Genomic DNA, 19,436 nt, shown 5'->3' on the forward strand with positions numbered 1-19,436 from the left:
CGGTAAGCGTGCTTACCGCAGCGGCGTTGCGCGGGCGGCGGCGCGCCAGGCGGCGGGGGTATTGCCGGTGTGTTGCTTGAACGCGCGCTGGAAGGCGGCTTCGGATTGGTAGCCGACGGCCTCGGCAACCGCGGCGGTCGACATGGCGGTTTTTTTCAGATGATCCAGCGCCAGGGCCATGCGGATGTCGGTCAGCAAGGCCATCGCGGGCCGGCCGATCCGCGACTGGAAATGGCGCACGAACGTGGCGCGCGACATATTGCAGCGTTGTGCCAGGTCCTCCAGGGTCCAGGGATGCGCGGCGTCCTGGAACATGGCATCCAGCGCCGGCGCCAGGCGCGGCTCGCCCGCCACGGCCAGCAGCCCGGCCGGCTCGGCGCCCGCAACGCTGGCGTGACGCAGGACCAGGGCGAACAGTGCGGCCGACAAGGCGTTGAGCAGCGCCCGTCCGCCCAGGCCATCCCCGCTGGCCTCGTTGCGCATCAACAGCAGCAGTTGCCGCAAGCGGCGAGCGGAGACGTCCGAGGCGTCTGCCGTGGCCGCAGCGGCCGAGACGTTCGAGGCGTTCGAGGCGTTCGTGGCGTTCGAGGCGTCCGAGGCGTCCGAGGCAGCGGCCGGCGCTTGCGCCGATTCCGGGCCATCGCCTGCCGTGTGATCGAGATCGGCGCCGAGGGGAATATCGCCCAGGACAGGCCGGATAACCAGTTGCGGCGGCAGGTAATCGCGTATCAGGTGCCCCTGCTGCGGATGGATCAGGAAGCGGCCGCACAGCAGGTCCAGGTCCGCGCCGCCTGCGGCGGTCTCCTTGAACTCCAGAGACCCGCCCGCACGGGATCGAATGGCTTGCCCCGGCTTGCCGCTGCCGTCGTGCAGCGCATGCGCGGCGCCTTGCGGAAATAGCAGGACATCGCCCGCCTGCAGACGCAGAGGCGGAGCGCCGTCCCGGTCCAGCAAGGCCGTGCCGCTCAACACCACGTGATAGGGAATCTCGCCCTCGCCGGCTGGCGGCTGCTCGATACGCCAGGGCGCGCCGAAACGGCAACGGATGTCGACCTGGCCGGTAACGGGTGCCAGTTCCAGCAGCCGGCTCAGCCAATCCATGGCAATACCGATATGGCGGCCGACGGCACCGGCGAGGCAGAGGCGGTAAATCGAGCCAGCGGGGCCTTGACCTTGACCTGGGCCTGGGCCGGTCCCGGGGCCGGCCCAGGGACCGACGCCAGAGCCCACACCGGGGCGAACACCATTGAAAACACCAGGCTGTCCATGTGAGCCGCTTGAGCATGTTTATGAGTTGCCGCGACATTACCAAGCCGAGTCCTGCTCCGTAAAGTGGAGCCATGCCATCACCCGATGGCGCTGACCCGAAAAAACTTCAAGGAGCTACACCATGTCCCGCTTGCCCATGCTCGCTTTCGACCAGACCACCGGCGCCACCGCCGACATCTACGCCAGGATCAAGAAATCGGTCGGCCGTGTGCCCAATGCCTATGCCACCTTGGCCACTCACGACCCGGCCGCCCTGGGCGCCATGCTGCAAGCCGATGCCGCGCTGTCAGCAGGCACGCTCAGCCGCCAGGACCAGGAAACCGTCAAGCTGGTGATCAGCCAAGCCTCTGGGTGCGATTACTGTCTGGCTGCCCACACGATGGTGGGCAAGCTTTCCGGCCTGAGCCCCGAAGCCATGCGCGCCGCCCGTGCCGGCGAACCGACCGGCGACGCCAGGCGCGATGCGCTGGTGCGCTTCGTGCGCCACATCGCGCTTCATCCCGGCACGGTCAGCGATGAGGAATACCAGGCCATCGTCGCGGCTGGCTATGACGCCCGCCAACTGGTCGACATCGCGCTGGCCGTGGCCGTGATCACGTTCACCAACGTGTTCAACCGCATCAACGACACCGAAGTGGACTTCCCCGCCGTGGCCTGATTCACACCGCGCGCCACGGATCAAACCCTAGGCCTCGCCAAGGATGCGCGAGGCCGCGCTTACGCCCCACCACGAGGCTTCCTCGAATACCGAATAGCCCGACAGGTCGGCGTGCGCGAACAGCACGCGGCCGTCGACCTCGCGCAAGGCGGCCAGGCCGGCATTGCCCAGATACCCGGGCGCCGGTGTCGCCATGGCATGCCCACGCACGGTGATGTCCAGCCGGCTGGCGTGCCGCCACAACGCGTCGTCATAAGCCGTCAGCAGATCCACCGCCACGTGGTCGCGCAACTCACGCGCATCGGCGCGGGCCAGCCAACGTCGCGCCTGTTCGGGACTGTCCACGCTGACCGCCTCATAAGCGGTGAACACGGTGCGCGACGGCGGCGCCACGCGGATCAGTTGATGGGTGCTGACGACATACCCCAGTCCCGGCCTGTCCAGCCCCGGCCCGTTATAGACCACGTTATCCCAGGCCAGCGGCGCCCCGTCCAGTTCCGGAGGGAAACCTTCCAAGGTGAAATTCGACACCAGCCACGGCGCGTGCGGCGACTGATGCACGGCATGGTCATAGCCATAGCCTGCCATGCCGCGCACGACATGCGCCGCGACGAACAAGGGCATCGCGCAGACCACGCGGTCCGCGCGCAGCGTGCGCGTCACCGGCCCCGGCGCCGTCTCGAAGCCATCGGCCACCAGCACCTCCACGCCCTGCCCTTGCTCCTCCACCCGCATCGCCGTACCGGGCACCAGCCAGTCCTCATGGCCCAGATGGCGTGTGATGGATGCACGCAGGTACGCCACCATGCGCGCCAGCCCGTTGGGCCAGGTCAACACGGCGCCATCCGGCGCATTGCTCGCATGGCCGTCGCGCGAACAGAAATAATGCAGCCCGGCCCAGGCCGACACGCGGTCATGCGGCGCGCCGTAGTCGTCGCGGCAGCAGTAGTTCAAATACCAATGCAGCGCGGGCGACGTGTAGCCTTTGTCCACCAGCCACTGCTTGAAGGTCAGGCGATCCAGCGCGCGCCATTCGGCGTCCTGGGACGACAAGGCGATGGGGATGCAAAAGAGCTTGCGGCCATCCTTGCCGACGGCATCGCGCAGGCCGTCGACGTAACGGAAGAAGGCATCGTGCTGCGCCTGTTCCGCGGGCGTGGCGCCCGGCGGCACCAACGAGTCGCCCCAGTGCCCGTCGCGCAGCAGTCTTTCGTCCAGGCCGTGCACGATGACGGCTTCATCCATATACGGACGCTCGGTCTGCGCGCCATCGAGGATCACGCCGAATTCGGCCAGCATCTCGCGCACGTGCGTGCTGGCGCGCGACGGCAGCGGCAGATAATGCGCGCCGCGCGGATAGGCCAGATCGCCGGCGCCGCCGCCCGACGAATTGCCGCCGAACTCCGGTCCCGCCAGCACGACGAAGTCGCGATACCCGCGCCGCGCCAGTTGCCAGGCGCAAGACAAGCCCGCCACGCCCGCACCCAGCACGGCCACGGCGGCACGCTGCTCGCCACTGGGGGCAGGCAGGGCGGCGCCGTCACGCAGGCCATGCCCCTCGCGCATGCCGGGATAGGCAACCGTCGGCACGGTTTCACGTATCGTCAGGCGCGCCGCGGTGCCCAGCGCCGCCGCGCCTACCGCCGAGCCGAGCAGGAAGGTACGGCGCCGCATCAGCGCAGGACCTTGCGCCAGTCTTCGTCGAAGTAGCGCACCAGCGACTGCTCGTTGAGCCGGTTGGGCGGCATGTTCAGCGCCGGCATGTCGACCGGGAAATGGAACAGTTCCTTCATGGTGGGCCCGTCCAGATAGCGCGTGGGCACGGATACGCGATCCGGCACCGTGTAGTCGGCGCGCCTGCTGGTCAGGATGAAGCCCCAATCGCCAAAGGACGGCACATAGCAGTGGTAGGGCCACGTATGCAGGCCGGCTTCCTTCAATGTGGCATCGATGCTCCAGAAGGAATGCGGCGCGAAGTAAGGCGAGGTCGACTGCACCACCATATAGCCGTTCTCCGACAGATGGCGCGACATCAGGCGGAACATCGGGGTGGAATACAGGCGGCCCAACCCGAAATTGGTGGGATCGGGAAAGTCCACCACGATGAAGTCATAGACGTTGGAGTTGGACTCCAGCCACGCGCCGGCGTCAGCGTTGATCACCGTCACGCGCTTGTCCGTCAAGGATCCCTGGTTCAGTTCGACCAGGGGCTGCGAGGTCGAGAACAGCCGCGTCATTTCCGGATCGAGGTCGACCAGGGTGATGTGCTCGATGTTCTTGTGCTTGAGGATTTCGCGCACCGCCAGGCCGTCGCCACCACCCAGCACCAGGACATTGCGGGCCCATGGCACGGCGTCGAGGCCGGGATGGACCAGGGCTTCGTGATAGCGGTGCTCGTCGCGCGAGGAGAACTGCAGGTTGCCGTTGATATGCAGGCGCAGGTCGTCATGCCAGCGTGTCACCACCAGGCGTTGATAGCGCGTGGTTTCCGCATGGATGACCTGGTCGCCATACAAGCCCCGTTCGGCCCAGCCCGTCATCTGCCCCGACAGCGCGAAGCCCACCGCCAGCACGCCCATCACCAGCGCCGCGCGCCAGACCTTGTCCTTGGCGCGGGCCAGGTGCTCACGAAACAGCCACGCGGTCCACAAGGACACGCTGGCGTTGAGGATGCCGAACAGGAAACCGGTGCGTAGCAGGCCCAGGTAAGGCGCCAGCAGCAGCGGGAACACCAGCGACACCACCAGCGCGCCCAGGTAATCGAACGCCAGCACCTTGCTGACCAGTTCGCGGAATTCGGTGCGCTGGCGATTGAAGATGCGCATCACCAGCGGTATCTCCATGCCCACCAGCAGGCCGATCACAAACACGCAAACATAGAGTGCCGCGCGAAAGGGCGCCGCCACCCATGCGAAAACCAGGAACAGCACGGCGGCCGAGACACCGCCGATCAGGCCCACCAGCAGTTCGACGTCGATGAAGCGGTCCAGCACGTCGTCATCGGCCACGTAGCGGGAGAACCAGGACCCCACGCCCATGGCGAATAAGTAACAACCGATGACTGTGGAGAACTGCAGAATCGAATCGCCGAGAAGATAACTGGCGAGCGCGCTCCCGATAAGTTCGTAGCCTAAGCCACATGATGCAACAATCAATACAGAAAGTATCAGCGCGCGATCACGCATGGGTGCTTCCGGAAGGCGAGAATTGCTGGCAGTATATCGAACCGCCCCCGCGAACCGTCCCTCTTTACAACCAAGAAGACATCCATGCTCACGATGCCGGCCTACGCCTACCTGATCTACCTGGTGTCCGCTCTGGTGATGCTCGGTCTGTTTGCCGTCATCTATTCCTACATCACGGCCTTCGACGAGATGGCCCTGATCCGCGCCGGCAACGGCGCCGCCGCCCTCTCCTATTGCGGTGCCCTGGTCGGTTTCAGCCTGACGCTGTATTCCAGCATCGCCACGCACGCCACTTATGGCATGTTCCTGGCCTGGGCCGCCGGCGCCATGGTCACCCAGGTGGTGGCCTATTCCATTGCGGCGCGCGTCATCCGCGGCATGAACCAGGCGATCGCCGAAAATAATGTCGCGATGGGCGGGCTGATGGGCGGCCTGTCTTTATCGGTGGGCATCATCAACGCCGCTTGCCTGACCTGACTATCACTTAGACACTTACGATTCGGGAGCCGCCATGAGCCTCGGTTCATTTATTCGCAAGCAGTTCATTGACATCCTTCAGTGGAACGAGGATACGGACGGCGTCCTCGCCTGGCGCCATCCCATGCAGGATTTCGAAATCCAGTACGGCGCCAGCCTGACCGTGCGCGAGTCGCAGATGGCCGTCTTCATCAATGAAGGCAAGGTCGCTGACGTCTTCGGTCCCGGCATGTACAAGCTGACCACGCAGACGCTGCCGGTCCTGACGTACCTGAAGAACTGGGACAAGCTGTTCGAGTCGCCCTTCAAGTCGGACGTGGTGTTCTTCAGCACCCGCCTGCAGCTGGGCCGCCGTTGGGGCACCGCGCAGCCGGTGACGATACGCGACAGTGAATTCGGCATGGTGCGGGTGCGCGCCTTCGGCATCTATTCCTACCGTATCGCCGACCCGGGCCTGTTCTATCGCGAGATCAGCGGCACGCGCGACACGTACACGGTGGACGACCTGGAAGAGCAGTTGCGCAATATGGTGGTCGCCACCATGAGCAGCACCCTGGGCAGTTCGTCGGTGCCCTTCATCGACATGGCCGCCAACCAGGGGCTGATGTCGCAAAGCATCGCCACCGCGCTCGCGCCTGTGTTCGAACGCTACGGCGTCAAGCTGGACAACTTCACGGTGGAGAACGTCTCGCTGCCGGAGGAGTTGCAGAAGGCGCTGGACACCCGTATCGCCATCGGCATGACGGGCGACCTGAACAAGTACACGCAGTACCAGACCGCCAGCGCCATTCCGCTGGCCGCGCAGAACGAAGGCGGTATCGCCGGCGTGGGCGCGGGCCTGGCAGCGGGCGCGGCGCTGGGCCAGACGATGGCCGCGGGCCTGGGCTCGCTGACCGGACAAGGGCAAGGCCAGGGCCAGCCGGCGCAGAACGCCGCGGCCGCCGGTGCTGGCGCTGCCGCGGGTTCAGCCGGGGCAGGCGGTGGCGCCGATCCCGCGCAGCGACTGCAGCAGTTGAAAGGCATGCTGGACCAGAATCTCATCACGCAGCAGGATTACGACGCCGCCAAGGCGGACATCCTGAAGCGGCTCACGGGTGGCTGACGGGCGCCCATGCAACGTATCCTGTGTCCCCAGTGCGGCGCGCCGGTCGAGTTCAAGTCCGCGGCCTCGGTCATGGCGATATGCGGCTCCTGCCGCAGCACGCTGCTGAAAGACGCGGAGTCGGTCAAGCGCATCGGCGAGATGGCCGAGGTGCTGGAAGACTACTCGCCGATCCAGATCACCAGCACCGGCAAGTACGAGGGCAAGCGCTTCGACGTCGTCGGGCGCCTGCAACTGCGCTACGACGCCGGCTTCTGGAACGAATGGTATGTGTGGTTCGAGGACGGCACCGACGGCTGGCTGTCCGATGCCTCCGGGCAGTACGCCGTCACCCGCACGCGGGCGCCCAAGGACAAGGATCCGGCGCTACCCGCCTTCGATGACTTGTCCCCTGGCGATCCGATCAGCCTGGACGGCAAGAACTATTACGCCGCCGACATCCGGCGCTGCCGCGCGGTGTCGGGACAAGGCGAACTGCCTTTCGCGGTGGGTGCGGATGGCTGGGAGGCGGTGGTCGCGGACTTCCGCGCGCTCGACGAATTCCTCACGCTCGATTACTCCGATACGCCCGTGCCCCAGGTCTACCAGGGCAAGGCCTATTCGCTGGACGACATGCAGCGCGCATCCTTGCGCGCCGAACATCTGGTGGAGGAAACCGCCGGCAACTATGTCGGCAAGATCAAGGCGCTCGACTGCCCCAGTTGCGGCGCCCCCATTTCCTTTGCCGCGGCGGTGGCCACGCAGGTGATCTGCCCCAACTGCCGATCAGAAATCGATTGCGCTGGCGAGACGGCCGAGGTGCTGGCCAAGCAGAAGAAAGTCTCGTCCCTCTCCACCACGCTGTCGCTGGGCGCGAAGGCCACCATCGACGATGCGGCGTACACGCTGATCGGCCTGATGCAGTGCGAGGATCCCGATCCCGAAGAAACGTCGCGCTGGATCGAATACCTGCTGTACAGCCCGAAGAAGGGTTTCCTGTGGCTGGTGGAAAGCGACGAGGGCTGGGACAAGGTACGCGTCTGCGATCGTTGGCCGGCGCAGGTGACCGACAAGCGCTACGCCTTCAACGGCAAGCGCTACGACAAGCTGTACGACTACGACTCCAAGGTGAAGCTGGCGCTGGGGGCTTTCAACTGGCGCGTGAAGGTGGGCGACGTCACGCACATCACCGACTACGCGCTGGGCGATAACAAGCTGACGCGCGAGACGTCCGATGCGGAGCTGGGCTGGTCCGTGTCCGAACGGGTCGGCCCGGCGCAGGTCGGGCGCTGGTTCAACCTGCCCAAGCTGGGCGAGGTCAAGGAAAAGGCGTCGAAGGGCAACAGCCTGGCTGGTGTGGCGCTGTTCGCCAGCGTGGCGATGTTTTTCTTCAATGCCGACGAACTGGAGAACGGCCAGTGGCTGGGGCTCATCGTCGGCGGTCTGTTTCTGTGGCTGCCGATCTGGCTGCAAAACAAGCTTCGGGATAAATGATTCATGTGGCGTGTGCTCTACATCATCTATGCCGTCGTCGTCGTCAGCGGTGTGACCATCTCGAATAGCAGCATCGGCAAATATTCGTCGGGCGGCACCAGCAGCTGGGGTGGCGGGACGTCCGGCCGGTCCGGCTATTCGTCCAGCGGGTCGCATAAATGAAGGCGACCCGGGCGCCGGCGAAGGCGGCCCAAGCGGCCGCGGCCGCGACGGTCGAGGCGGCGGGCGCCGGAGCGATCGTCGCGCACGCGGCAGGACATGTGGTGCCGCCGCTGGGGCGGCACGTGCTGGCGGATCTGCACGGCGTCGATCCTGCGTTGCTGCGCGACCCGGAGGGTTTGCGCGACCTGCTGACCGCGGCGGCCCTTGGGGCGGGAGCCCAGGTACTGGGCGCGCATTTCCACCATTTCGGTGGCGGCCAGGGTGTCACCGGCGTGGTTCTGTTGAGCGAATCGCACATCACCATCCACACCTGGCCCGAACACAGCTACGCCGCGCTCGACGTCTTCATGTGCGGACATGCCAGCCCGGAACGGGCCGTAGACCACGTCCGTTCCGCCCTGGCTCCTGCACAGGTCGACATCAACACCGTCCCCCGCGGCGCTTCGCGCCACATAGCGTAGCCCCGGCCCGGAGCGGGGTTGGCGGACCCCGCCAACTTGGCCCTCCCGCCCCGCTCTGCCACGGACTTTGTGGCATGGGCTCGTGATGGGCCGTGCTCTACGCCACCCGGAGCCCCGCCGCTGGCGCTGGCGTAGCCAGTTGCCACCCCCAAAAAGAACCCGCCGCTGGCGGGTTCTTTATTTTTCTGGGCTGCAGGGCCCCCCTGCGGAGCGCGGGGCGGGGGGCTCGATGCCCGATCATCCTTGCAAAAGCCCGAAATCGGGCAATCCACGATTGACGCCTCCTTTTCCCAGTAGTAAAAACATTTTCACAAATGAGAAAGGAGACCTGCATGTCCAAGACCCCCAGCTGGCTGGTGCGCGAAGCTGAAATCCCCGGCTACCATCCCGCCAATCACGTGGGCACGACCAACAAGCGGCTGATCGGCCCGGATACCGTCGGCTCCAAGGGCGTCGAAGTGCTGTTGGGCGTCATCGAGAAAAACCAGGGCGCGCTGCCCCATGCCCATCCCGGCATCGAACAGGTCTGTTACCTGCTCTCCGGCACCGCCCGCGCCGAAATGAACGGCGAGGCAGTGGACATGGTCGCCGGCGACTGCTGTTATTTCCCGCCCGAACTGCCGCACAAATTCACCGTCACCAGCGACGAGCCCGCCCGGCTGCTGGTGATCTACACCCCGCCCTACGAAGAGCGAGCGGACCGCGTCATCCGCTGACGCCAGTTGCGGCATGGCCCTCGCCACGCCGCGGCTGCGCCCGCGCCGGACCCGGCGGATCCACGGTCCGGACCATGAGATGTCCAGACAGGGATCCGCAGCCCAAGAAACCACAACCCCTAATAAAAACATCCACGGAGACAATCATCATGCGTTTCATGCCTCGCGCCAGCGTCTGGCTGCGCCATAGCGTAGCGATCCTGGCCGCCGGCGCCGCCCTGGCCTCGGCCCCCGCGTTCGCCAAATACCCCGACCATCCCATCACCGTGGTCGTGCCCTTCCCGGCCGGCTCCGGCACCGATGCCGTGGGCCGCATCTTCGCCCAGCAGCTGGGCGACATCCTGGGCGGCTCCGTCGTCGTGGAAAACAAGCCGGGCGGCAACGCCACCATCGGCGCCAACTACGTCGCACGCGCCAAGCCGGACGGCTACACGCTGTTCATCACCACCAATACCTCGCACTCGGCCGCGCCCTTCCTTAACAAGAACGTGCCCTACGATCCGGTCAAGGACTTCACCCCGATCGCACGCGGCGGCAACCTGCCCTTCATCCTGGTGGTCAATCCCACGCTGCCGATCAAGTCCGTGAAAGACCTGGTGTCCTACGCCAAACAGCATCCCGGCAAGCTGACCTACGCCAGCGGCAACAGCACCGGCATCGTGGCCGGCGCCACCTTCGCCGACCGCGCCGGCATCAAGATCCTGCACGTTCCCTACAAGGGCACGCCGCAAGCCATGACCGACGTGATGAGCGGCCAGGTCGACCTGATGTTCACCGACGTCGCCTCCAGCCTGGCCTACGTGCAGGCCGGCAAGCTACGCGCGCTGGCCGTGTCGACGGCGGCCCGCAGCAATGTGGTGCCCGATATCCCTTCGATGCAGGATTCCGGCATCCAGAACTTCGACATCAATTCGTGGAACGGCCTGCTCGGCCCCGCCGGCATGCCCAAGGACGTGGTGGACCAGCTGAACGCGGCGATGAACAAGATCGTCAAGGACCCCGCCACCCTTAAACGCTTCGCCAACCTCGGATTCGACGCCTTCAGCGGCACGCCCGAGGACTTCGCCGCCTTCGTGTCGCAACAGCGCGACCTGTGGGGCAAGATGATCCAGGACGCAGGAATCGCACCGGAATGACCGTAGCTTCACCCGCCGCGCAGCACACCGCGCAACACGCTTCAAGCACCGCCGCAACGAATGGCACCGCGCCCCAGGCCGGCGCCGGCGCCCCGGACGCGGTCACCGGCCCCTTGCACGGCGTGCGCATTCTGGACCTGAGCGCCGTCGTCATGGGTCCGTACGCCACCCAGATCCTGGCCGACCTGGGCGCGGATGTGATCAAGGTGGAACCGCCGGCGGGCGACAATATGCGGGCCGTCGGTCCCATGCGCAATCCCGGCATGGGACACCTGTACCTGCATCTGAACCGCAACAAGCGTTCGGTGGTACTGGACCTGAAACAGCCGGGCGCGCGCGAGGCCTGCCTGAAACTGGCCGAAAGCTGCGATGCCGTGCTGTACAACATCCGGCCCCAGGCCATGCAGCGCCTGGGCCTGGACTACGCCGCCTTCGCCGCCCGCAATCCCCGCATCGTGTACGCGGGCGCCTATGGCTTCAGCGAAGCCGGCCCCTACGCCGGCCGGCCCGCTTATGACGACTTGATCCAGGGCCAGGCGGGCATCGCCGACCTGAATCGGCGCCAGAGCGGGGGCGACCCGCGCTATGCGCCCATCACCCTGGCCGACCGTGCCGTCGGCCTGCAGATGGCGATCGCCCTGCTGGCCGGCGTGCTGCATGCCCGCGCGCATGGCCGTGGCCAAAGCCTGGAAATCCCCATGTTCGAGGGCATGGCCCACATGACCCTGGGCGATCACCTGGGCGGCTGGACCTTCGATCCGCCCATGGGCGAGACCGGCTATGCGCGCCTGCTGGCGCCGCATCGCAAACCCTACGCCACCAAGGACGGCCATATCTGCCTGCTGGTCTACAACGACAAGCACTGGCGCAATTTCTTCGACGCCGTGGGGCGGCCGGAGATGAAGCAGGATCCGCGCTTCGCCACGCACGGCGCGCGCGCCGCGCACATCAGCGAGGTGTATGCCTGGCTGGCCGGCATCATCGAGCAGCGCGATACGGAACAATGGCTGCGCCTGTTCGCCGAAGCCGACATCCCGGCGTCCAGGCTGTACACGATCGAAGACATGATCGACGATCCGCACCTGAAGGCGGTGGATTTCGTGCGCCACGTGGATCATCCGACCGAAGGCCGCCTGCGCACCACGGCGCCGCTGGGGCGCTATGCGGGCACGCCGACGTCCCTGCGCCGCCATGCGCCGCGGCTGGGCGAACAAAGCCTGGAGATCCTGCGCGAAGCCGGCTATTCGGACGCCGCCATCCAGGCCCTGCTGGATACGCAGGCTACGCTGGACGGCACGCCCGGCTGAAGGCCAAGGCCTGGGCCTTAGCTCTGCCCCTGGGTCAGTTCAACGGCAGCCAGGCACGGCGTAGCGGCGCCGGACGGCGCGCCGCATCTATTCATGCCGCTCCAGCGCGGCGCAGGCGGCGCGCAGGATGCTGGCGTAAGCCGCCTGGTTGGGTTCGACGCGATACACCGGCGCGCCCACCGAGATCGCGTAGCGTTCTCCGCCCAGCGTCACCGGCCATGCCACCGCTCCCACCTCGTCTATCGATTCGCTGAGATTTCGGAACCAGCCGCGCTCGCGCGACAGCGCCAGCTCGGCCTCGATGGCCGGCAGATCGACCAGGGTGCGCTCATTGAAGCGTTCCAGCGGAGCCTTGGTCAGCAGCTCGCGGCGCTCTTCGGCGGACATCAGCGACAACAGCGCCTTGCCCAGCGAATTGGCATGCACCGGCCGGAATTCCCCCGCCGCCGCGACGTAGCGGATGGTGTGCGGCGAGTCCAGCACTTCCAGATAGACGACACGGCGATCCGTCGACAACTTGGCGAAGACCACGGTTTCCTGGGTGGCATCGCGCAATTCGGCCAGGCTGGGATAGACGCGTTCCAGGATGGGGTCGGCCTTGGAGATCAGTTGCGCCTTGGCCAGCAGGCGGCTGGTCGGGTAATAGCCGTTGCGCCGCCCCACTTCATAGAGATAGCCCAGTTCGTTGAGCGTGCGGATCAGCGCCAGGCAGCTGGACACCGGCACATCCAGCAGGCGTGCCAGCTCGGACAGCGACAAGGGCCGCTTCTCGCGGGCGAAGACCTCGATGATTTCTATGACTCGTAACGCGGTCTTTACGCTCATGCTGGGGCCCGTGGAAAGGTCTGCGGATTGTAATGCCATCCCTTACGAATCGCTGGCAGGCCGGGGGTTTTACGTATTCCGGTGGAGCCTTTCTACCTCATCCGCACGCTTCCGCTGGCGCGCCGGGCACCGCATGATGCGCCACGGCATCGCAGGGAACCACGCGAGGAACGCATCTTGCGTAGGGTCGCCCGCAATCAACCTTCTCCCCATCCAAGGAGCGCATCATGATGGACAAGGCAATTCACGGTCACGGGCATCGCCCTCCCCTGGAGCACGCTCTCGCCACGGCGGGCGCGGACCTGCTCGAAACCCACGCCCGTCTGGCGCGCGCCACTACAGTGCTGGTGCATCGCATCGGCGACGACGAGAACGGCAATGAAGCGCTGGGTGCTGCATCGGCGCCCCAGCGTCCACGTGCCGCCGGCACCCAGGCCAAGCCGGCCGCGGGTGCGCATGGCACGGGTAAGACTTACCAAGGCACGATCACGCCGCCGCGCATCATGGATGTGCGTCCGCCCTACAGCCCTCCCGTCATGCTGCGCCAAGCCAGCCTGCGGGCGCGCGAAGCGCAACCGCCGCTGTTGAACATGGGCACGGCGACCGGGTCGCAGCATGACCACCGGGAAGGAGGAGCCAATGGCTGGCGCGAACGTTGAGGGAATCGAAGTCGAAGGCGCCGAGGTCCCCCGCACGGCTGTGCGGGAGGCTTGTGCGCGGGAGACCGAGGCCAGCGGCGCCATGGTTGAAAGCCGCGATGCGGCGGAACCTGGGTCCGTCCGTAGCCACGGCACCTCGCGTCTGAGCGTCAGGTTCGTGGCCCGCAGGCGCCAGAGCACGCTTGGCTGGGCGCAATAGCCGCAATAGCGCGCAGGGCCGGTACCGCCGTTCATTGCGGCTGCTTGGTGTGGTCGATCGCTGTGTGGTCGCTGAGTGTATGGTCGCTTGATGTGCGGCCGCCTAGTGTGCGGCCGCTTAGCTCAGCCCCCTGGTGACGCCAATCAATGCAGCCACACCAGGGCGCCCGCTGCCAGGACGCAGGCTGCCTGCGCCACGCAGCAAGCCATCTGCCACCGCAACAGGCGCAAGGCGCCCGTCCAGCGGGAACGCAGGCCACGGGGTGTTGCGCCTTGGGGTACGCCGAGCAACGCCAGGCCTTCGTCCATCCTTTGCAGATCCTGGTCGGTGACGGCCGGGTGCGTGTAGATCTGCCCGAACAAGCGGGCATCCAGCCGCACCCGCAAGGCGTAATACCGCTGCACCATACCCACCAGCAGGCTCAGCCATAGTGCTGCCGCCGGCAGATTGCGCCATGCGGCCGTCCATGGCGCCATCGACTCTGCCGCGCCTAGTTGGCGTATGACAGATAGTCCCAAGAATGCGACGGCCGCGATGGCCAGGAGCAGCGATAGCCGGGCGGCGTGCCGGCCTTGCGCGAGGACGGCCAGCAGGACATGCCCGGTATCCGGGTGACGCAAGGCATCGTCGTCGGGAAGCTTCGTGGCGGAGGTCATTCCGATGGTCCTTTTCCGGCGATCATCCGCAAGGCCTGCCGCGCCGCCGGGCTGATGACGATCGCTCGATGGGCGCGCAGATGTTCGATGACCCACTCGGGGTCGTCACCCTGCAAGGCACGCCACGCCGCGATAGCCAGCGCGCTACGCGAATATCCTAGCGCGCAATGCACGAGAAGGCGATTCGGCTCCCCTGTGCTTCTGTCGATGTCCGCGCCTTCCTTTTCCGCGCCCTTCTCCGCACCCTCGACGCTCGAACCCGCGGCAGGCGCGCGGGCCGCGGCGATGGCATTGGCGGCGGCCGTCAATTGGGCTTGCGTAGGCAGCACCAGGTCCAGCATCGACACTTGCGTGTAATCCAGACGCAGGGCCGCGCGCCGGGCGGGAAACTCCGCCGCCAGGTCGACCACGGCCGTGAAGCCCCCTCGGCGCAGGTCGCGCGTGGACGGCGCGCGGCCCAGCCATACGCCGGGATAGACCTCGACATAGGGCGCCACGCGCAAGGTGTAAAGCCGCGAAGAAACCCACGCCGCCAGCAGATAAGGCGCCAGGGCCCAGCGCGCCGGCCAGCGCATGCGGCCGTGCTGCTTTTGGAAAATCCGCTCGCCCTGGCCGTCATAGGCCAGCGCCACCATCGCCAGCGCGAAAGCCGGCCAGCACAGCAGCAATGTAGCGGTCACCGCGTCCGCCCGGGCCGCCGCCACCGCCAGCAGCAGAAAGACCGCGCAGGCCTGCGCATAACGCCGCGCCAGTTTTCGGCGCCGAACGAGGTCATCGTCGGCCAAGGCGCCTTGCTGCACACCCACCGCATGATCCGCCCCATCGACAGGCGCAGCGCCCGCGTTCCTGCCTCCGAAACGCAGCGTCCATGGCGCGCCTGGCAGCAGGTACAGGCACAGGACGCCCACCGCCGCCCCCGTCCATACGTCGATGAAATGATGCTGATAGGTGGTCAGAACGGAAATGCCGATCAGGGCGAACCAGCCGTGCAGCAACCACCGCCCCACGCCCCGCACATGCCGCGCATAGCAGGTCCACAAGATCATCAACAGGCTGATGTGCAACGATGGCGCCTGGTTGAAAGGCAGGTCGAAGCCCGTCAGCAGATCGAACAGCCAGCCGTTGAACCCGCTCGTGGGCGGGCGCGGAAAGGAGAAGCGCAGGGGAAACAGCAGGAAGAAGGCGACCGACACCAGGGTCGCCGCCAGCAGCCGTCCGGCATGCGTGCGCAACTCCGCGCGGCTGCCGCAGACGAACAGCGAGATCGCATAAAACACGTCGATCGACATGTATGGCAGGATGGTCCACGGCCAGAACGGCAGATCCTGTTCCCAGCCATAGACGAAGCTGCCCACCAGCGGCAGCCCGCTGCTGTAATGGTTGGCGTAGCCGTAGCTGAGAAAGAAGAACGGTCCCAGGAAAACCAGCCACAGCGCGGCCTGCAGCGTCGGCCGGTGGTCATCGACCGGCAAGCGTCCCGTGGGCATCCCCGCGCCGGGGATCGACCCAGCGTCGTCCGGCCCGCCGCGCGCTGCCGCCCGCTCCGTGTCAGGCGGCGTCATCCCGCACCGCCAGGGATACCGTGAAAATCCCCCATTGGTCGGTCAACTGCTCGACCTTGCGGAATCCCGCCGCGGCGACCAGGGCATCCATCTCTGCCTGCGTGCGCCGGCGCATCACCCAGGGCATGTCGGCCCGATGGCTGGTCAGCGTGCGGGCAATCATTTCCAGCTGCGGATGCCAGGGTTGATTGGTATAGAGCAGCACCGAGCCCGCCGCCATCGCGCCGGCCAGGCCGGACAATGAGGCCTGGATGCCGTCATTGCGCGGAAACAGTTCATACAGGCCGGACACCACCGCCAGCGTGGGCGCCGGATCCAGCGCGGCCAGGCCGGCCCGGTCGAAGGCGTCGCCCCGTTCGAAACTGGCGATGTCCGCCAACCCCAGCGCCTGGATCAGGCGCCCGCCGCCTTCCACATTCAAGGGACTGTAGTCACGCAGCAGAATCCGCTGCACCTCGGCCTTGCGCGCCGCCAGGGCCTCCAGCACATACCGGCCATGCCCCGCGGCGATATCCACCACGCGCACCGGCTTACCCGCCGCTACCAGACGATCCACCGCGCGATTGATCAAGGCCAGCAGATTGGCCTTGCGCACGCGGATGCCGCGCCACCCTATGCTGTCCAGATAGGCCTTGTCGGCGTAACGGCCCAGCCAGGCCAGCGGTCCGCGGCCAGTCGGTTGATCGCGATAGACATAGTCCAGCGTGGATCCTGAATCGAATCCCGTGTCCACGCCCAGCCGCATGCCGGCGGACATCATGGCACCGGCCTGGATACCCAGGCGGCCCACGGCCCACCATGCGCGCGCCGCCAGGCTGTCCGGCGGCAACTGCAAGGCATCGAACTCGCGCCGCGTCGGCCCTTCCTGGTCGGCTGCCAGCAAAGCGGGCTGGGCCATGCGCAAAGCCGGCTCCGCCGCTTCGCAACGCAGGATGAAGCTGCGCGCGGCGGCGATGGGCAGGTGGCGGTCCTGCTCGCCCAGCGTGTCGTGAAAGAAGCCGGGGAAGACCTGCGACTCCTTGATGGGCGCGGACAAGCGTTCCAGGAAGTCGAATTGCGGCTTGTGCCGCACCACCCAGTCCGCGCCGGAAATCAGCAATTGCGTGGGCGTGTGGATGGCCGCGGCGTCGGCCACGACCCGATCCGCTGCCTCGTAAAGCCCCAGCAGGATATTGACGGCGATCGGCCGCGTGATCAGCGGATCGGCCATGAAGGACGTGATGCGTTCCGGGTCATGCGTCAGGTAGCGCGCCTTGACGTAGGAATTGACGTAGAACTTGCCCCTCACCTTCTGCATCAAGGCCAGCCCGGGCCGCGCCAGCGGCACGTACAGCTTGACGTCGAAGGCGGGCGAGGCCAGCACCATGCAGCGGATGGCCGGCGCGTAATCGTGCACCCAGGTGGCCACCACCACCGCGCCGACGCTCTGCGCCACCACGGCGATGTCTTCCACCGCGATGCCGTAGTCCTGCGAAATATGGCGGATGAAGGCATCGACGTCCTGTACCAGCACGCCGAAGTTTTCCGCGTAGCCCCGTTCGCCGGGCGAACGTCCCAGCCCGCGCGCATCCCAGGCGAAGACATGGTGATCCGGCAGGTCCAGCTCATCGGCCACGTGCATCATGCGGCCGCCGTGTTCATGGCCCCGATGGAACAGCACTACCGCGCGCGGCCGCGCAGGGCTGGTGGACGGTATTACCGCAGCCGGGGCTGGAGCCAACGCGGCAGTCGCAGGGGCCGAAGCGGCAGTGGAAGGGGCAGGCGCCCAGTGGCGATAGAACAAGGCCACGCCGTCATGGCTGGCGAAACTATGTTCGGTAAGGGCGCGAGCGGTCATGCATTCTCCTGGTCGACGTCATCATGCGCGTCATCGCGCGTGGGACGGGCTTTGAGCCTGAGGCTGGCGAAACGGTCGGTAAGTGTCTGCATGAACACGGTCTTGTCGTCCAGCGCGTTGGCGCGCCAGGACAGCGGACGGCCGACAAAGATATCGACGAAAACCGGCAGGGGAACGAAGCTGCCCTTGGGCATGGACTTGCCCAGGCCATGCATATATAGGGGTATCACCGGCGCGTCCGGAAAGCGTCGCGCCAGGTGGGCGATGCCGGACTTCAAGGCCTGCATCTGTTCAGGCTCGCCGCGCGTGCCTTCGGGGAAGATCACCAGGATGCCGCCACGCTCCAGCGCCTGGTAGCAGCCCTCCAGCGGATCGCGGCGTTCGCCATTGCCGGCTGCGCTGCCATTGCCGTTGCCGTTGCCGTTGCCAGCAGCGGCCCCGGCCTTGGCCTTGGCTGATCCCGCCCGCCCGCCGCCTCGCACGACAGGCACGATGCCCACCAGATTGCGCGCGATCCAGGTCAGCGGGCCGCCCTTCATGAAATAGTCCGCCGCCGCCGCCGGCTGCACGTCCGGCACGCGCGCCAGCGGGAACAGCGACAGCAGCGTGCAGATGTCCAGGTGGCTGTTGTGATTGGCCGCCACGATGGCGGGGCCGCGCAAGGGCAGGCGTTCCTGGTGGCGCACATTCACGCCCAGCCACAGGCGCACGACGGGGCGCGCCACCAGGGCAGCGAAGGCCATGCGCAGGAATCGTTGCCAGCGCGTCATCGTCCCGGTCCGTTTCAGTAGTGCAGGAAGTACAGCACGTGGAAGAACAGCGGCGCGGTATAGGTCAGCGAATCGAGGCGATCGAGTATGCCGCCATGTCCCGGCAGCATGCTGCTGGCGTCCTTCACGCCGATGTCGCGCTTGACCGCCGACATCACCACGTCGCCGATGAAGCCCGCCACGCCGATCAACAGGCCCACCAGCACCGACTCCAGCGTGGTGAAAGGCGTGAACCAAGGCGCCAGCAGCCAGGCCAGCAGCGTGGTGGTCAATACGCCGCCCACCAGGCCCTCCACCGTCTTGTTGGGGCTGACCTTGGGAATCACCTTGTGGCGGCCGATGCACTTGCCCCAGATGTACTGCGCTACGTCATTCAGTTGCGTCAGCAGCAACAGATAGAACACATACATGCCGCCGGTGAGCGGGCGCGGGCCGTGCAGGTCGGGCAGATTGACCAGGAAAGCGATATGGCTGAGGCTGAACACCGTGGTCATCATGCCCCAATGCAGCGTTCCGGCAGACTGCAGGAAGCCGCGCGTATCGCCGACCATCACCATGCGCATGGGCAGGAACAGGAACAGGTAGACCGGGATGAAGATGATGAACATGCCGTACCAGTTCTGCCAGATCCACCAATATTGCAGGGGGATGGCCAGGTAGGCCCACAGCAGCACGACGTGGTCGGCACGGCGCGTGGGCAGCAGCGACAGGTATTCCTTGAATGCCAGGAAGCTGACCAGGGCCATGAGGATGATGGCGCCTTTGGGATGCAGGCATAGCGCCACGCCGAAGATGGCCGCGATCCACCACCATGTGCGCACGCGCTGGCGCAGTTCCGTGTAGTTCTTCGCGGGCCGGGCGCGCTTCAATGCCAGCGAGACCACACTGGCGATGATCAGCAGGACCAGTACGCCGCCGAAGGCGTAATAGAGCGGCAGTTGGGATGCGGGGAAAAAGGTGGCGGGGAACCAGGCGTTCATGG

19 protein-coding genes are annotated in these 19,436 nt (G+C 66.3%); 10 read left to right on the forward strand and 9 right to left on the reverse strand.

Annotated elements, in window-relative coordinates:
* Nucleotides 1-12: 12 nt before the first annotated feature.
* Nucleotides 13-1,101, reverse strand: coding sequence for an AraC family transcriptional regulator (locus tag CEY05_RS13435; protein ID WP_088598833.1), 1,089 nt, complete (start codon nt 1,099-1,101; stop codon nt 13-15).
* A gap of 289 nt (nt 1,102-1,390) precedes the next feature.
* Between CEY05_RS13435 and CEY05_RS13440 the strand changes: the two genes are divergently transcribed.
* Nucleotides 1,391-1,927: a carboxymuconolactone decarboxylase family protein gene (locus CEY05_RS13440; protein ID WP_088598834.1), complete on the forward strand. Its 537-nt coding sequence runs from the start codon at nt 1,391-1,393 to the stop codon at nt 1,925-1,927.
* 27 nt (nt 1,928-1,954) lie between these two features.
* Here the strand turns inward: CEY05_RS13440 and CEY05_RS13445 are convergent, their stop codons facing one another.
* The gene (locus CEY05_RS13445) at nt 1,955-3,601 is read right to left on the reverse strand and encodes an FAD-dependent oxidoreductase (RefSeq protein ID WP_088598835.1); all 1,647 of its coding nucleotides are present in this window, start codon (nt 3,599-3,601) and stop codon (nt 1,955-1,957) included.
* Nucleotides 3,601-5,112, reverse strand: coding sequence for a polyamine aminopropyltransferase (locus tag CEY05_RS13450; RefSeq protein ID WP_088598836.1), 1,512 nt, complete (start codon nt 5,110-5,112; stop codon nt 3,601-3,603). The genes CEY05_RS13445 and CEY05_RS13450 overlap by 1 nt, the downstream gene beginning before the upstream one ends.
* An 84-nt stretch (nt 5,113-5,196) precedes the next feature.
* On the opposite strand from CEY05_RS13450, the gene CEY05_RS13455 reads away from it, so the two are divergent.
* The 8 genes from CEY05_RS13455 (at nt 5,197) to CEY05_RS13485 (ending at nt 11,946) form a co-directional block, all read left to right on the forward strand.
* The gene (locus CEY05_RS13455; RefSeq protein ID WP_233161510.1) at nt 5,197-5,589 is read left to right on the forward strand and encodes a DUF350 domain-containing protein; all 393 of its coding nucleotides are present in this window, start codon (nt 5,197-5,199) and stop codon (nt 5,587-5,589) included.
* A 34-nt stretch (nt 5,590-5,623) separates the two neighbouring features.
* Nucleotides 5,624-6,691: an SPFH domain-containing protein gene (locus tag CEY05_RS13460; RefSeq protein ID WP_088598837.1), complete on the forward strand. Its 1,068-nt coding sequence runs from the start codon at nt 5,624-5,626 to the stop codon at nt 6,689-6,691.
* 9 nt (nt 6,692-6,700) lie between these two features.
* Entirely contained in the window at nt 6,701-8,164 is a 1,464-nt protein-coding gene (locus CEY05_RS13465; RefSeq protein WP_088598838.1) for a DUF4178 domain-containing protein, read from the forward strand.
* Nucleotides 8,165-8,167: 3 nt separating this feature from the next.
* Nucleotides 8,168-8,326 carry a hypothetical protein gene (locus tag CEY05_RS31435; RefSeq protein WP_198952777.1) on the forward strand — a complete coding sequence of 53 codons (159 nt, stop codon included), beginning with the start codon at nt 8,168-8,170 and terminating at the stop codon, nt 8,324-8,326.
* Nucleotides 8,323-8,787 carry an adenosylmethionine decarboxylase gene (gene speD / locus CEY05_RS13470; RefSeq protein ID WP_088598839.1) on the forward strand — a complete coding sequence of 155 codons (465 nt, stop codon included), beginning with the start codon at nt 8,323-8,325 and terminating at the stop codon, nt 8,785-8,787. Before CEY05_RS31435 ends, speD begins: the two co-directional genes overlap by 4 nt.
* Nucleotides 8,788-9,119: 332 nt before the next feature.
* The gene (locus CEY05_RS13475; RefSeq protein WP_088598840.1) at nt 9,120-9,503 is read left to right on the forward strand and encodes a cupin domain-containing protein; all 384 of its coding nucleotides are present in this window, start codon (nt 9,120-9,122) and stop codon (nt 9,501-9,503) included.
* 158 nt (nt 9,504-9,661) lie between these two features.
* Nucleotides 9,662-10,639, forward strand: coding sequence for a tripartite tricarboxylate transporter substrate binding protein (locus CEY05_RS13480; RefSeq protein WP_088599211.1), 978 nt, complete (start codon nt 9,662-9,664; stop codon nt 10,637-10,639).
* On the forward strand, nt 10,636-11,946 hold the full coding sequence (locus tag CEY05_RS13485; protein WP_088598841.1) for a CaiB/BaiF CoA-transferase family protein: 1,311 nt from the start codon (nt 10,636-10,638) through the stop codon (nt 11,944-11,946). Before CEY05_RS13480 ends, CEY05_RS13485 begins: the two co-directional genes overlap by 4 nt.
* An 87-nt stretch (nt 11,947-12,033) precedes the next feature.
* On the opposite strand, the gene CEY05_RS13490 is transcribed toward CEY05_RS13485, so the two are convergent.
* Nucleotides 12,034-12,771: an IclR family transcriptional regulator gene (locus CEY05_RS13490; protein WP_088598842.1), complete on the reverse strand. Its 738-nt coding sequence runs from the start codon at nt 12,769-12,771 to the stop codon at nt 12,034-12,036.
* A gap of 227 nt (nt 12,772-12,998) precedes the next feature.
* Between CEY05_RS13490 and CEY05_RS13495 the strand changes: the two genes are divergently transcribed.
* Complete coding sequence (locus CEY05_RS13495) at nt 12,999-13,430, forward strand: hypothetical protein (protein WP_088598843.1); 432 nt, start codon at nt 12,999-13,001, stop codon at nt 13,428-13,430.
* Nucleotides 13,431-13,772: 342 nt separating this feature from the next.
* Here CEY05_RS13495 and CEY05_RS13505 read toward each other — a convergent pair whose 3' ends face one another.
* The 5 genes from CEY05_RS13505 to CEY05_RS13525 are packed head-to-tail and all read right to left on the reverse strand — an operon-like array spanning nt 13,773 to nt 19,434.
* Nucleotides 13,773-14,285 carry a hypothetical protein gene (locus CEY05_RS13505; protein ID WP_088598845.1) on the reverse strand — a complete coding sequence of 171 codons (513 nt, stop codon included), beginning with the start codon at nt 14,283-14,285 and terminating at the stop codon, nt 13,773-13,775.
* The gene (locus tag CEY05_RS13510) at nt 14,282-15,847 is read right to left on the reverse strand and encodes a phosphatase PAP2/dual specificity phosphatase family protein (RefSeq protein WP_198952778.1); all 1,566 of its coding nucleotides are present in this window, start codon (nt 15,845-15,847) and stop codon (nt 14,282-14,284) included. The genes CEY05_RS13505 and CEY05_RS13510 overlap by 4 nt, the downstream gene beginning before the upstream one ends.
* Nucleotides 15,834-17,684 carry a bifunctional alpha/beta hydrolase/class I SAM-dependent methyltransferase gene (locus CEY05_RS13515; RefSeq protein ID WP_088598847.1) on the reverse strand — a complete coding sequence of 617 codons (1,851 nt, stop codon included), beginning with the start codon at nt 17,682-17,684 and terminating at the stop codon, nt 15,834-15,836. The genes CEY05_RS13510 and CEY05_RS13515 overlap by 14 nt, the downstream gene beginning before the upstream one ends.
* Nucleotides 17,681-18,454: a 1-acyl-sn-glycerol-3-phosphate acyltransferase gene (locus CEY05_RS13520; RefSeq protein ID WP_088598848.1), complete on the reverse strand. Its 774-nt coding sequence runs from the start codon at nt 18,452-18,454 to the stop codon at nt 17,681-17,683. Before CEY05_RS13520 ends, CEY05_RS13515 begins: the two co-directional genes overlap by 4 nt.
* A gap of 14 nt (nt 18,455-18,468) precedes the next feature.
* Complete coding sequence (locus CEY05_RS13525; protein WP_088598849.1) at nt 18,469-19,434, reverse strand: phosphatidate cytidylyltransferase; 966 nt, start codon at nt 19,432-19,434, stop codon at nt 18,469-18,471.
* Nucleotides 19,435-19,436: the final 2 nt, after the last annotated feature.

The sequence above is a fragment of the Achromobacter sp. HZ34 genome, from assembly GCF_002209485.1.
Taxonomy (GTDB): domain Bacteria; phylum Pseudomonadota; class Gammaproteobacteria; order Burkholderiales; family Burkholderiaceae_B; genus Bordetella_C.